General features: G+C 56.2%; 14 protein-coding genes. 4 read left to right on the forward strand and 10 right to left on the reverse strand.

The features are described from left to right. Nucleotides 1–187: 187 nt before the first annotated feature. From JKP81_RS14130 to fucR, 4 genes are all read left to right on the forward strand, one after another. On the forward strand, nucleotides 188–745 hold the full coding sequence (locus tag JKP81_RS14130) for a thioredoxin domain-containing protein (RefSeq protein WP_200552245.1): 558 nt from the start codon (nucleotides 188–190) through the stop codon (nucleotides 743–745). A gap of 66 nt (nucleotides 746–811) precedes the next feature. Continuing rightward, nucleotides 812–1,675: a glutathione-dependent disulfide-bond oxidoreductase gene (gene yghU, locus JKP81_RS14135; RefSeq protein ID WP_200552246.1), complete on the forward strand. Its 864-nt coding sequence runs from the start codon at nucleotides 812–814 to the stop codon at nucleotides 1,673–1,675. Nucleotides 1,676–1,807: 132 nt separating this feature from the next. After that, nucleotides 1,808–2,794, forward strand: a complete 987-nt coding sequence (locus JKP81_RS14140) for a sensor domain-containing diguanylate cyclase (protein WP_200552247.1) — start codon at nucleotides 1,808–1,810, stop codon at nucleotides 2,792–2,794. Further along, nucleotides 2,791–3,501 (forward strand): L-fucose operon activator, encoded by a 711-nt coding sequence (gene fucR, locus JKP81_RS14145; protein WP_200552248.1) that lies wholly within the window; start codon nucleotides 2,791–2,793, stop codon nucleotides 3,499–3,501. Before JKP81_RS14140 ends, fucR begins: the two co-directional genes overlap by 4 nt. Here the strand turns inward: fucR and hybG are convergent. From hybG to JKP81_RS14195, 10 genes are all read right to left on the reverse strand, one after another. Then, nucleotides 3,492–3,746: a hydrogenase maturation factor HybG gene (gene hybG / locus JKP81_RS14150; protein WP_200552249.1), complete on the reverse strand. Its 255-nt coding sequence runs from the start codon at nucleotides 3,744–3,746 to the stop codon at nucleotides 3,492–3,494. The genes fucR and hybG overlap by 10 nt on opposite strands. 7 nt (nucleotides 3,747–3,753) lie before the next feature. After that, entirely contained in the window at nucleotides 3,754–4,092 is a 339-nt protein-coding gene (gene hypA, locus JKP81_RS14155) for a hydrogenase maturation nickel metallochaperone HypA (protein ID WP_200552250.1), read from the reverse strand. Beyond that, nucleotides 4,085–4,564, reverse strand: a complete 480-nt coding sequence (hybE, locus tag JKP81_RS14160) for a hydrogenase-2 assembly chaperone (RefSeq protein WP_200552251.1) — start codon at nucleotides 4,562–4,564, stop codon at nucleotides 4,085–4,087. The genes hypA and hybE overlap by 8 nt, the downstream gene beginning before the upstream one ends. Next, nucleotides 4,554–5,051, reverse strand: coding sequence for a HyaD/HybD family hydrogenase maturation endopeptidase (locus tag JKP81_RS14165; RefSeq protein WP_200552252.1), 498 nt, complete (start codon nucleotides 5,049–5,051; stop codon nucleotides 4,554–4,556). The genes hybE and JKP81_RS14165 overlap by 11 nt, the downstream gene beginning before the upstream one ends. Next, on the reverse strand, nucleotides 5,051–6,754 hold the full coding sequence (gene hybC / locus JKP81_RS14170) for a hydrogenase 2 large subunit (RefSeq protein ID WP_200552253.1): 1,704 nt from the start codon (nucleotides 6,752–6,754) through the stop codon (nucleotides 5,051–5,053). The genes JKP81_RS14165 and hybC overlap by 1 nt, the downstream gene beginning before the upstream one ends. After that, nucleotides 6,751–7,923 carry a Ni/Fe-hydrogenase cytochrome b subunit gene (gene hybB, locus JKP81_RS14175; RefSeq protein ID WP_200552254.1) on the reverse strand — a complete coding sequence of 391 codons (1,173 nt, stop codon included), beginning with the start codon at nucleotides 7,921–7,923 and terminating at the stop codon, nucleotides 6,751–6,753. Before hybB ends, hybC begins: the two co-directional genes overlap by 4 nt. Continuing rightward, the gene (gene hybA / locus JKP81_RS14180) at nucleotides 7,913–8,890 is read right to left on the reverse strand and encodes a hydrogenase 2 operon protein HybA (RefSeq protein ID WP_200552255.1); all 978 of its coding nucleotides are present in this window, start codon (nucleotides 8,888–8,890) and stop codon (nucleotides 7,913–7,915) included. The genes hybB and hybA overlap by 11 nt, the downstream gene beginning before the upstream one ends. Before the next feature lie 2 nt (nucleotides 8,891–8,892). Next, complete coding sequence (gene hybO / locus JKP81_RS14185) at nucleotides 8,893–10,011, reverse strand: hydrogenase 2 small subunit (RefSeq protein WP_086873409.1); 1,119 nt, start codon at nucleotides 10,009–10,011, stop codon at nucleotides 8,893–8,895. Nucleotides 10,012–10,252: 241 nt separating this feature from the next. Then, a complete protein-coding gene (locus JKP81_RS14190) occupies nucleotides 10,253–10,540 on the reverse strand; it encodes a DUF2623 family protein (protein ID WP_025263833.1) in 288 nt (95 codons plus the stop codon). 68 nt (nucleotides 10,541–10,608) lie between these two features. Next, nucleotides 10,609–12,258: a methyl-accepting chemotaxis protein gene (locus tag JKP81_RS14195; protein WP_200552256.1), complete on the reverse strand. Its 1,650-nt coding sequence runs from the start codon at nucleotides 12,256–12,258 to the stop codon at nucleotides 10,609–10,611. Nucleotides 12,259–12,427: the final 169 nt, after the last annotated feature.

A 12,427-nucleotide genomic window follows, 5' to 3' on the forward strand; every position in this document is an offset into this window, starting at 1 on the left:
CCATTTTTATCACTAAATTTTAACAAACGAATTTCCATGCCAGCGCGCAACGTTTTTACACCCGCATCGGCAAAATAACGCAACCGCTTTACTGCTTAACCGCATCGGCGGCAAAGCGCCTTTTCCCTGCCTGCGGCATGCTGCTACTCTTTGAAACGCGAAAAAATATTAAATATCAGGAGTGAAAATGAGCCAACAACCGCTACATGCCGCCCCGCTCAGTTGGGGTCACGGCCCACGTACGTTCGAGGTATTTATCGAACCTACTTGCCCTTTTTCTGTACGCGCGTTTAACAAACTGGACGCGCTGCTAAAACAGGTCGGCGAGGATAACGTTACGGTGAAAATCCGTCTGCAATCACAGCCGTGGCATCTGTTTTCCGGTGTGATTATCCGCTGCATCCTCGCGGCCTCGACGCTGGCAGACGGCAAAAACGCCGCGCATAAAGTACTGCAAGCGGTTGCCGATCATCGAGAAGAGTTTGAATTTACCGACCATTGCAGCGGCCCGAATATGCATGCCACGCCGCAGCAAATCATTGAACGCATCGAACAGTACAGTGGGGTGCAACTGGCAGAAGCTTTTGCCCACCCGGCGCTGCAAACCGAGATCAAATGGCACAGCAAATACGCACGACAGAATGGCATCCATGTTTCGCCAACCTTTATGGTTAACGGGCTGGTGCAGGCCGATCTCGGTAGCGGCGACGACATCGAGGTCTGGGCGCAACGTATTCTTGCCTGAGACGACTGCTACACTGCTTTGCAGATGCTTAACTTCTTTAACACATCAACGAAAAGGCAGGCCAAAATGTCAGACAACTATCAGCCCCCCAAAGTCTGGACGTGGGATAAATCCGGCGGCGGCGCGTTTGCCAATATCAACCGCCCGGTTTCCGGCCCAACGCATGACAAAGCATTGCCGGTCGGCAAACACCCGCTACAGCTCTATTCGCTCGGTACGCCGAACGGCCAGAAAGTCACCATTATGCTGGAAGAGTTACTGGCGAAAGGCGTTAGCGCCGCAGAGTACGACGCGTGGTTGATTCGCATCGGCGAAGGCGATCAGTTCTCCAGCGGTTTTGTCGACGTTAACCCGAACTCCAAAATCCCGGCGCTGCGCGACCACAGCACCACACCGCCGACGCGGGTGTTCGAATCCGGTGCGATCCTGCTCTATCTGGCGGAAAAATTCGGTCATTTCTTGCCAAAAGACCCGGCTAAACGTACCGAAACGCTGAACTGGCTGTTCTGGCTGCAAGGTTCCGCGCCTTTCCTCGGCGGCGGTTTTGGTCACTTCTATAACTATGCACCGGTGAAGATCGAGTACGCGATCAACCGCTTTACCATGGAAGCCAAACGTCAACTGGACGTGCTGGATAAGCAACTGGCGCAGCACACGTTTGTTGCCGGGGATGAGTACACCATTGCCGATATGGCGATCTGGCCGTGGTACGGCAATGTGGTGCTGGGCAATGTCTATAACGCGGCGGAATTCCTCGACGCGAGCAGTTACCAACATGTCCAGCGCTGGGCGAAAGCCATTGCAGAGCGCCCGGCGGTGAAACGTGGGCGCATGGTTAACCGCACGTTCGGCGAGCCGAGTGAGCAACTGCACGAGCGCCACAACGCCAGCGACTTCGACACGCAAACCGAAGATAAACGCAACGCCTGATCTTGCCCACCGGGCGGCATTCCGCCCGGTTTTTCCCGCCATTCTCCACACCTTCAGCTCTTTTTTTCACACCATATTTACATAACTGAAATAACTCGTAAGAATGCCTTTTATTTACCCGTAGCCCGCCAAATGTCTGAAACCGCGTTAAAACAACAGATCCAGAATCTGAAGAAGCACAACGCCAGGCTGGTGCGGATTGCGCGCGATGCACGCAATAAACTCAGCGCCGCGCTCGACGGCACCGGGCTGTGTTTGTGGCAACTGGATGTGCCAAGCGGCAAGCTCATTATCTTTAACCGCCGCTGGGGTTCGATGCTTGGCTATCAACCCAAAGCGCTGAGCGCCCACTTTGATGTCTGGCGCGAACACCTGCATGAAGATGACCGCCAACAGGTACTGGATGCGTTTTATGATCATTTGCATGGCAAAACGCCGTTTTACGAAGCGTTGCACCGCATGCGGCATAAAAACGGCACCGTGACTTGGGTGCTCGATCGCGGTCGCGTCACCGACCGGGACGCCAGCGGCGCGCCGTTGAAGGTGACCGGCACGCACATTGATATGACCAAAGAGAAGCAGTACGAAGAGCAACTGGCTCTGCTTGCCAACCACGATCCGCTGACCGGGCTCGCGAACCGTCATGCGCTACTGCAACACTTTGCTGAACTCAATCTCGCCGGGCCGCTGTGTGTGGCATTTATTGATCTGGATGATTTCAAAGCGGTAAACGATACGTTTGGCCACCGCAGCGGCGATGAATTGCTGATCCAGCTCAGCCAGCGCCTGCGCGCTGCCTGCCCGGAGGGAACCGTCATCGGGCGGCTTGGCGGCGATGAGTTTGTTCTGTTATTACCCTTTGCGCTCAGCAGTCTGCTGATTAATAGCACCGCACATAGCTGTTTACGCGCCATCCTCAGCCCCTTCGAGCTGGATAATGGCGAGGCGTCGGTGGGCGCATCGATAGGCATTGATGAAGTGCAAGCCGGGGATGATTTCGTTAATGCGCTGATGCGCGCCGATCGCGCGATGTATCACATTAAGCACACCGGGAAAAACGGCGCGGCTATCGGCAAGATCCTGATTTCGCTCTCGCCGCGGCATGAGGAAACGCCATGAAGCACGCGCGCCAGCAAGCGATTCTGCAGCTTCTCACCAGCCAGCACAGCATCACAACCCAGGCGCTGGCGGCGCAGTTGAAGGTCAGTATTGAAACCATTCGCCGCGATCTGAACGCGCTGCAAACGGCGGGGAAAATTATGCGTCGCCACGGTCTGGCGCGCACGCTGCATGATGGCGGGGAACCATTTCGCACTCGCCTGAAAAGCCATTACGCGGATAAAGCCGACATCGCCCGCCACGCACTGAACTGGATAGAAGCCGGGATGACGCTGGCGCTGGATGCCAGCTCTACCTGTTTTCATCTGGCGCGGCAGTTACCGGATATCCCATTGACGGTGCTGACTAACAGTTTGCCGGTGTGCCAGGAGATGGCGCGGCGCGAACAGATTGAGCTTATCTGCTCGGGCGGCCGACTGGCGCGCACGGAGCGTTGCTACGTGAACCCGGCTCTCGCCAGTCTTCTGAAATCGCTGGAGATTGATCTGTTTATCTTCTCCTGCGAAGGCGTGGATGCGTGCGGCGATATGTGGGATTCCACCCGCCACAACGCGGCGTTCAAAGCCCAGCTGTTACGCCGGGCGCAGCAATCATTGCTGTTAATTGATAAGAGCAAATTCTATCGCGCCAGCGAAGCGAAAATCGGCAATTTGTCGCAGGTCACGCAGATGGTGACCGACGCCAACATCGACGCACCTCAGCGCTGAGGGGCAAACGCTTCGATCTCCATGTTGCGCAGCGCTTCCAGCGTCGCCAGCGCTTCGTGTTCATCAATCACGCTCATGGCGAAACCGACATGCACCAGCACCCATTGTCCCAGCAATTCACGCGGTGAATCCTCGCACACCAGCGCGATATTGACGTCGCGGCGCACGCCGCACACATCCACCTGCGCCAGTTGATGAAAATCATCGCCAACGACCACCACCTGACCCGGTACGCCTATACACATCGTTGCTTTACTCCACTTCGATACTTTTGATCTGCACGCCGTCGCTGCGCTCAATATGCAGCGTCGGGCAGTGGCAGAGCGGGCACTCATCATGCCGTTCGGTTTCCACCGTCTGGCTACAGTTCCAGCACCAGGCTTGCGCCGGCTTATGCAGGATATGCAGTGTGCAACCCTGCGCCAGCGTCTCGCGGCAGGCGATATCAAAACCAAACCGCAACGCGCTCTCTTCCACACAAGCCAGCGCGCCCACTTCCAGCCATACGCCCGTCACGCGCCGCGCGCCATTTTGCCGCGCCTGCTGTTCAATGATCTCCACCGCGTTCTGGCACAGGGATAACTCATGCATGCGCTTTGTCCCGCAGTCCTTGCAGCAACGCGCGACGGCTTAGCGCGGCATCGGTGACCGGCAACGAGAGCGCCATTTTCAGGCAGTTATCCGCAAGCGCAATGCCAGCATCAACAGACAATCCCCGATCAAGCGGCGACATCAGCGAGCAGCTCAGGTATTGTCCCAAGGCGGGTAATTCGCCGACGGTAAAAGTCATTTCGCCATAAGGCAATCGCAGCCCCAGCCGCTGGCTCACCAGGCGGCGAGGCCAACACTGCTGCGGGCCGGGGTAGATTTGCACGCTCAGCATCCACGGCGTCAGCACACAGCCCAGCCACTGTTCTTCAAAGCGGGTGAATGGCGTGACATACACCGGCATCGTTGCATGGACAAACGGCAGACCGTGCATCTCCTGCTCTGCAATCGCCATAAAGGCCGCCTGCACTTCGCAGTGCGGCGAAACGTAGAACCCCATCACCTCATCCTGCATGTTCGGTCTCCCGTAAAACAGGCTCCACGCCGGATTCACGCAGCGCCGCCAGCACCGCCTGTAGCGCGGTGTCCAGGCTCGCCGCCACCAGCGGCGTCATGCCGATATGCGGCTCCAGCGAGGACGGAATAATACCAATCAGCGTCAGTTTTTTCGGAAACTCCCCGGTAAAGCGCAACGCCGACAACACATCCGATAGCCCCAACTGGTGCGGCGAAATTTTATTGCTGAACAGCGTTGGCACGTCGTCATCACGCAGGCAGATAACGGCACCCGGCTCGCTTTTGCGGCTGACCACCGCATCGGCGATGATCAGATGATCGCGGTTAGCCATCGCCTCAAGCAGCTCCATGCCCGCCGTGCCGCCGTCCAGCACCTCGACATGTGCAGGCAGGCGGTAACGTTGCTCAAGCGCTTCCACCACCCGCACGCCTATCGCTTCATCGGTGAGCAAAATGTTGCCTACGCCTAACACTAAAATCGACATCACAGCACCTTCACCGCAACAACATCGTTGCCGTCGGCATCCACCACGTGTACCGCGCACGACATACAGGGGTCGAACGAGTGAACGGTGCGCACCACTTCCAGCGGTTTTTGCGGATCGGCAATTGGTGTACCCACCAGTGACAGCTCGTACGGCCCGGCGGCGTCGTTGAAGTTACGCGGCCCGGCGTTCCAGGTTGACGGCACTACGGCCTGGTAGTTATCGATTTTGCCGTCTTTGATAACGATCCAGTGGGAGAGCATGCCGCGCGGCGCTTCAAGGAAGCTAACGCCTTTAAATTCACCGCTGGCGGGGATCTCCGTATGGGCAATGGTTTGCACATCGCCTTTGCCAATATTGTCTATCAGTGCCTGATACTGTTGTTGCAAGACCTGGTGTAACTCGCAGGCATGAACCGTGCGGCCGATAATGCGCCCCAGCGTAGAGTGCAGTTGCTCCACCGCCACCGTTTTGCCGGTGAGTTTCTGGTAAATGGCGGTGATGTCATGCAATTTTTCCGTCGTTGCCGGGTGTTTTGCCGCCAGCTTGCAGAGCATATTGGCGAGCGGCCCCACTTCGACCGTTTTGCCGTAAAAAGTGGGCGATTTAACCCAGGAATATTTGCCCTCTTCCTGCCAGCCGGTGTACTGCGGCAGCGTGGTGCCCTGCCACGGCTCCTGCGGCGCTTCATCTTTATACCAGGCGTGTTTCGCGCTCTCCTGAATGCCTTTGATCAGGAAAGGATCGGTGTGGGTGTTGATTTCACGGTAGGTCGCAAGATCGGCATTTTCGATGTAGCCACCAGAAAAGAGGAAACTGCCGTTGTTGGCGTCGGTGGGAAATTCCGGCGCGCTCAGGTAGTTCACCGCGCCTTTACCGAGCGTGAGCCATTCCGGGTAAAACGCCGCAATCACCGCCGTGTCGACTTTATAAACCTGCTCGATAAATCCTTCGAGCTTGTCGATAAACGACTTGAGATACATCAGGCGTTCAAGGTTCAGCACTTCAATGCCATCAAGGTTGATCGGGTTGGCAACCCCGCCCACCGCCAGGTTCTGAATGTGCGGCGATTTACCGCCAAGCAGCGCGACAATGCGGTTAGCGTCGCGCTGACACTCCAGCGCTTGCAGGTAGTGCGCCACGGCAATCAGGTTTACTTCCGGCGGCAACTTCATTGCCGGGTGGCCCCAGTAGCCGTTGGCAAAAATGCCCAGTTGGCCGCTGGCGACCAGCGCTTTGATCTTCTCCTGCACCGCTTTGAAGTCGTTTTCGCTGTTAAGCGGCCAGTCGGAAAGCCCCTGTAACAGCGCAGCGGCTTTCGCCGGATCGGCATTCAACGCGCTGGTGATATCGACCCAATCGAGCGCCGAAAGCTGATAGAAATGGACGATATGATCGTGAATCGAGTGGGCGGCCAGAATGATGTTGCGGATGTACTGGGCGTTACGCGGCACCTTCACCTCCAGCGCGCTCTCTACCGCCCGCACCGAGGCAATGGCGTGGATTGTTGTACAAACGCCGCAAATGCGCTGCATGATTATCCATGCGTCGCGCGGGTCGCGGTTTTTGACAATCTCTTCCATCCCGCGCCACATGGTTCCTGACGACCAGGCCTTTGATACAACGCCGTTTTCAATTTCGCAATCAATGCGTAAATGACCCTCAATACGGGTGACCGGATCAATGGTGATACGTTGACTCATGCTTTGCTCGCCTCATGTCGCGCAGATGTTTTTAACGGAGGAATAATCGGCAACAGACGTATCAGTAAGATGTACGCACAGACTTCAATTGCCACAAAACCGATGGAAATCAATAACTCTTCCGCTGTCGGGAAGTAGTGGTAGCCGTTGCCGGGATTAAAGGCCAACAGCGAATAAGAGAGCCGCCACAGCGCACAGCCGAGCAGCATGCTCAACGCGCCAAGGAACAAAAAGCGAGAATCACGGCGCAGACTCGGCGCGCGCAAGATCAGCAATGGCAAGGCCAACAGCGCTATTTCCAGCCAGAACATCAGGCTGTAAAAATCACCGGCGAAGGCGTAATGCCATTTGTCACGCCACGTGATCTCTCCCAAACGCAGCACCAGGAACAGCGCTAACAGTACGCTCAGGATGTTGATGAGTTTACTAAACAGACGTTTTTCATCCGGCCCGTTGCCGCGCAGGCTGGCCTGCATTAATGAGCCTTCGAAAATGACAATCGAGAAACCCATAATAAACGCGGTCAGCAGCGAGAAAACCGGCAGCATTTCATAGCTCTGCCACAGCGGGTAAACCTTATACCCGGCGGCAATCATCAACGAGCCCATCGACGACTGGTGCATGGTCGGCAGTAGTGCGCCAAGCGCGATAATGAAAAACATCACTTTATTGAGACGGCGCAGCGAAACCTTCCAGCCGAGCCTTTCCAGCAGCGCCGGTGCGAACTCAAGCGCCATCACGCCGATGTAAATCGTCATACAGACCGCGGTTTCAAACAGTACTGAATTGACGTTGAAATGGCCGGGAATATAGAAATAAGGCAGGTTCCAGTAACGACCAACGTCGATGGTGATGGACAAGCCGCCCAGCGAATAACCGAACAGGCTGCACAGCAGCGCCGGGCGCACCAGCGGGTGATAGTCGCCCCGATTAAAGACATACACTGCCCACGCCAGCGCCCAACCACCACAGGCAAAACCGGTGCCGATCAGCAAATCAAACGCGATCCAGATCCCCCACGGATAACCGCCGTTCAGATCCGAGACCGATCCGAGCCCGAAGATCAAACGCTTGAGGATAAAGATCGCGCACAGCACGATCAGCGGGGCGAACAGCAGCACCGGTTTACTCAGCAGTTTGCCGCCCATCGCTTGTGGATCATGACTCATGATCGCCTCCGTCATGGTTGTCGCGCGTATTGCGGCGTACCAGTGCGGTCAGCCCAACCAGCACGGCAAGCGGTAACATCATGCCTTTGTAGACCGTATGTTGAACATGCTCAGAGCGTGCGCCGGTTGCCAGGTCGTCCAGCTCCGGCAACCCCAGTTCCTGATAAGGAACCCCGGTCAGCACCAGCACCTGCGTGCCGCCGCCCTCTTTCTCGCCGTACAGATGCGGATAGTAGCTGGGCACGTTATGCAGATAGGTATCGTTGGTGTTCAATGTCTGGCGCGGATAGCGGTATTCAGAGCCAGGTTTCATCGCGAGACGTTTTTTGGCTTCGGCGAGCAGTTCTTCGCGCGTGCCGAAAATCACTGCGCCCGCCGGGCACACTTCCACACAACCGGGCAGCTCGCCGTTATCCAGGCGCGCCACGTCTTTCTGGTTGCAGAGCTCGCACTTATGCAGCGCGCCGAAGGGGTTGTTGTAATCATACTTCGGCACATCGAACGGACAGGCAACCATGCAGTAGCGGCAGCCGGTACAGACGCTGGCGTCGTAGTGAACAATGCCGGTTTTGGCGTCTTTTTTCAGTGCCTGCACCGGGCAGACGGAAACACAGTTGGCATCCACGCAGTGCATACACTGCTTTTTGATATAGGCGTAGCCGTCGCGCAGCTGGTCTTTGTTTTCCCCGCTGCCACTGTGCCAGACCTGAATAATGTTGTTGGTATAGGGCGAAAGTTTGTCGTTATTCGACCAGGTTTGCTCGCCCTGTGGGTTGCGCTGCGGCGTGTTAATTTGCTGGCAACGCGTCACACAGGCCTGACAACCGACACAGAGCGTGGAGTCGTACAACATCCCCAGCGCACCGGGGATCGGCGGGCGGTTTTGCGCGGCGGCAAAACTCGCGGACGATCCCCCCACCAGCAGCGCCCCGCCGGACGCCACCTTGAGAAAATCACGTCTGTTCACGGCTAGTCTCCCTGTGAATCCGTGTCGTTTTTCTTCTGCTGGCGACCCAGTTCACGCACGGTCATCACGCCGACACCCGCCACCAGGCCTACAACGCCACCCAGCAAACCGACAGCGCTTGCCGACACGGTGCCGCCCTCTTTCAGGTTGACGTCTGGTTTCTCGGCGCGCGGCGTAGGGTTATCCACATGTGCAAGCTGGGAGATGCCTTTGTGAAAGCCAACACCTTCTTCGTTGCAGCCGTAGCACGGGTGACCAATGGCAACGGGCCAGACACCGCCCACATCGCAAAACTGCAACGTTGAGCAGTTGCCCCAGGTTTCCGGGCCTTTGCACCCTAAGTGATACAAGCACCAGCCTTCGCGATGCCCCTGATCGCCATACGCTTTCGCAAAACGTCCGGCATCAAAATGCGGCCGACGTTCGCAGTGCTCGTGAATTAAGCGCCCGTAGGCAAAGCGGGGACGGTTTTTGGCGTCAAGCGCCGGAGGTTTGCCGAAGGTGATGATATGCGCCACCGTGGCAAGGAAGTTTTGTGGGTTCGGCGGGCAGCCGGGAATGTTGATCACCGTTTTGCCAGGCAGCACCTCTTGCAGGCTGACTGCGCCAGTCGGGTTAACGCCCGCCGCCGCCACGCCGCCCCAGGCAGCGCAGGAGCCAATGGCGATAATCGCCGCCGCGTTTTCCGCCGCTTTACGAATATGGTCGACAATCGGTTCGCCGGCCACCATGCAGTAAACCCCGCCGTCTTTCATCGGAATCGAGCCATCGACCACCAACACGTACTGGCCTTTATACTGTTCCAGCGCCCGGTGTTTATTCTCTTCAACCTGGTGACCAAACGCGGCAGAAAGCACTTCGTGGTATTCCAGCGAAATGGTTTCCAGCACAAGGTTTTCTACGGTGGGGTGCGTCGCGCGAAGCAGTGATTCAGTACAGCCTGTGCACTCCTGCGCGCCAATCCAGATAACGGGTGGACGCTGAGGGTGACTGACAGCTTCGGCCATTTCGGCAGCGGCTTTACCGCTTAACCCCATGGTCGCCGCCAATGCAGCACACAGTTTCATAAAATCACGACGGCTCACGCCATGAGACGCAAATTGTTGGTTCTCTCCTGCCATTTATTGTTATCCCTTAGCCTGGACTAGGATTATTCTCCACCTGATTGGCAGATGAATGCTGCGATCGCCCCGACAAATAATCACATAAAAAACAAGGGTATTATGCAAAAAGCCGGAGAGTGTTGCAGTAGTCACAGAAAAATGAGGGGCTTAGGGGCACAAAACGGCAAAAAAAATGAAAGTCACCCTCGACAAAAGTGACCTTCACAAAAGAGAACGACATATTGAGCAAAGCTTATTTTTAGATTTCGAGACGGTAACCCGCCATAAAAAATCGGATCACAGTGCTGGAGTGGCTCTCGCGAAAGAAATCCATCACCATGTCCTTATCCAGCCCGTAGCGACGCGTAAGAATGCCTGCTTCCCACGCGCTGAGTTGACGATCGCCCGTTTTTTCAAACATCCGATGCGAAAACCCGAGTACAAAACCACGCTTATAGTCCGGGCAGAAATGCGCCACGTTACTGGCGCTGTCCGCCTGCGCCGCATTCAGCCCGGCCATCAAGCCCTTACCAAAATGGTTGTCCATCGTTATCACCCCCACAATCGTTATATAGAAAATTATATAACGATCTTTCGTGGCGGCGATAGCGCTGATTAAAACGCGACCCACTCATCCGAAGACGTTGCTGCTTTACGCGGTGCGCCGCGTGATAAATCCGGTTTTACCAGCGCGGTGGCCGCAGGTTTCTGCTGCTCGTCACTGGAAAGGCGGAACTGCTGCACGGAACGCTGCAACTCTTCGGTCTGGCGCTCCAGCGCGGCTGCGGCGGCGGAAATCTCTTCCACCAGCGCGGCGTTCTGCTGCGTTACGCTGTCCATCTGGGTAATTGCCACGCCCACCTGAGAGATGCCTTTGCTCTGTTCATCCGTCGCAGAAGCAATCTCTTTCATAATGGTGGTCACTTCTCTCACCGCACGCAGAATGCTTTCCATGGTGGTGCCAGTGTCATTAACCAGTTTCGCGCCTTTCTCCACGCGGGAAACGGAATCCGCGATCAGCGTTTCGATCTCTTTCGCCGCGCCGGCACTGCGGCTGGCGAGGTTACGCACTTCACCCGCGACCACCGCGAAACCACGACCTTGCTCACCCGCACGCGCGGCTTCCACGGCGGCGTTCAGCGCAAGGATGTTGGTCTGGAAGGCGATGCTGTTAATCACGTTGGTGATTTCGGCGATTTTCTTCGAGCTGTCAGAGATGCCATCCATCGTGCTGATGACTTCTTTTACCAGCGCGCCGCCTTTGCTGGCGGTGGTCGACGCCACTTGTGCCAGTTCGCTAGCCTGGTTGGCGTTATCCGCGTTCAGTTTTACCGTTGAGGTCAGCTCTTCCATGCTGGCAGCGGTTTGTTCCAGCGCCGCAGCCTGCTCTTCCGTACGGGAAGAGAGATCGTTATTGCCGGTAGAGATTTCGGACGCGCCGCGCCAGATATTCTCGCTGCCGTGGCGAATGCTGCTCACCGCTTCACGCAGGCTATCCTGCATTGCTAACAGCAGCGGGATCACCTGACCCACGCAGTTACGTCCCATATCTTCCAGCGGCTGGCTGAGATCGCCCTGCGCCATCAAACGGAAGTGCGCGCGAATACGATTCAGCGGTTTCACCAGCATGGCGACCAGATAGCGGTCGGTGAACAGCAGAATTAACAAGCCAATCACCATCGCCGTAATAATCGCGACACGCGTGGTGCTGGTGCGCGCATCAACCATCACACGCGTTTCATCCAGGCTGTTGCTGGCCGCTTTATTAAAGCTTTCCGTCGCCGTACCGAAGTTGCGGCTCAAACCCGGCGTAACATTATTGGCCTGCTGGCGGTACGCGTCTGGAGTACCTTGCTGCGCCAGCTGCATCTGCGGAGTTACCCCTTGATCCAGCAGCGCCTGCCAGGCGGCAATCACTTGTTCGGATACTTTAGGATCCATCGGGCCTGGCGATACGGCTTTAAACTCCACCAATTTACGCGACATGGTATCCAGCGCCTGTTGCACCGGTGCCATATCTGGCGTGCCACCCGCAGCTTTGGCTTCCATCACACGGCTAAGACGGGTAACGAATCGGAAGTACTGATCATTACCCTGGCTAAGAAGGGTCATTTGCGTCACAAGCTGGCGATCAACTTCATTGCCATCAGCGACTTTTGACAGAGAAAAAACACTATACAAGCCGACGCCAGACCACAGCACGCCGAAGATCCCGAGGATCACCAGCATCACGGCTCGTATAGTAAAGTTACGAAGCATATTCATAATATTGTCCTTGCGGTAATGGTGCTTTCTCGCCTGCGGGCGAGAGTTATCTCCATTTATCGGCAAGGTGCGGAAAATATTAAATGTCTGGCTAAAAAATTTTGTATGAAAACAGCGTTGACCTTTTGTCTTTCTTCTGCCACTTGAGTCGCCGCTAAAACGATTATTC

Origin of the sequence: Kosakonia sp. LAM2021 (assembly GCF_016620385.1) — a bacterium.
Lineage (GTDB): Bacteria > Pseudomonadota > Gammaproteobacteria > Enterobacterales > Enterobacteriaceae > Kosakonia > Kosakonia sacchari.

Coding starts and splice junctions, on each gene's coding strand:
- JKP81_RS14130 (WP_200552245.1), top strand. CDS start 188: ATGAGCCAACAACCGCTACATGCCGCCCCGCTCAGTTGGGGTCACGGC.
- yghU (WP_200552246.1), top strand. CDS start 812: ATGTCAGACAACTATCAGCCCCCCAAAGTCTGGACGTGGGATAAATCC.
- JKP81_RS14140 (WP_200552247.1), top strand. CDS start 1,808: ATGTCTGAAACCGCGTTAAAACAACAGATCCAGAATCTGAAGAAGCAC.
- fucR (WP_200552248.1), top strand. CDS start 2,791: ATGAAGCACGCGCGCCAGCAAGCGATTCTGCAGCTTCTCACCAGCCAG.
- hybG (WP_200552249.1), bottom strand. CDS start 3,746: ATGTGTATAGGCGTACCGGGTCAGGTGGTGGTCGTTGGCGATGATTTT.
- hypA (WP_200552250.1), bottom strand. CDS start 4,092: ATGCATGAGTTATCCCTGTGCCAGAACGCGGTGGAGATCATTGAACAG.
- hybE (WP_200552251.1), bottom strand. CDS start 4,564: ATGCAGGATGAGGTGATGGGGTTCTACGTTTCGCCGCACTGCGAAGTG.
- JKP81_RS14165 (WP_200552252.1), bottom strand. CDS start 5,051: ATGTCGATTTTAGTGTTAGGCGTAGGCAACATTTTGCTCACCGATGAA.
- hybC (WP_200552253.1), bottom strand. CDS start 6,754: ATGAGTCAACGTATCACCATTGATCCGGTCACCCGTATTGAGGGTCAT.
- hybB (WP_200552254.1), bottom strand. CDS start 7,923: ATGAGTCATGATCCACAAGCGATGGGCGGCAAACTGCTGAGTAAACCG.
- hybO (WP_086873409.1), bottom strand. CDS start 10,011: ATGGCAGGAGAGAACCAACAATTTGCGTCTCATGGCGTGAGCCGTCGT.
- JKP81_RS14190 (WP_025263833.1), bottom strand. CDS start 10,540: ATGGACAACCATTTTGGTAAGGGCTTGATGGCCGGGCTGAATGCGGCG.
- JKP81_RS14195 (WP_200552256.1), bottom strand. CDS start 12,258: ATGAATATGCTTCGTAACTTTACTATACGAGCCGTGATGCTGGTGATC.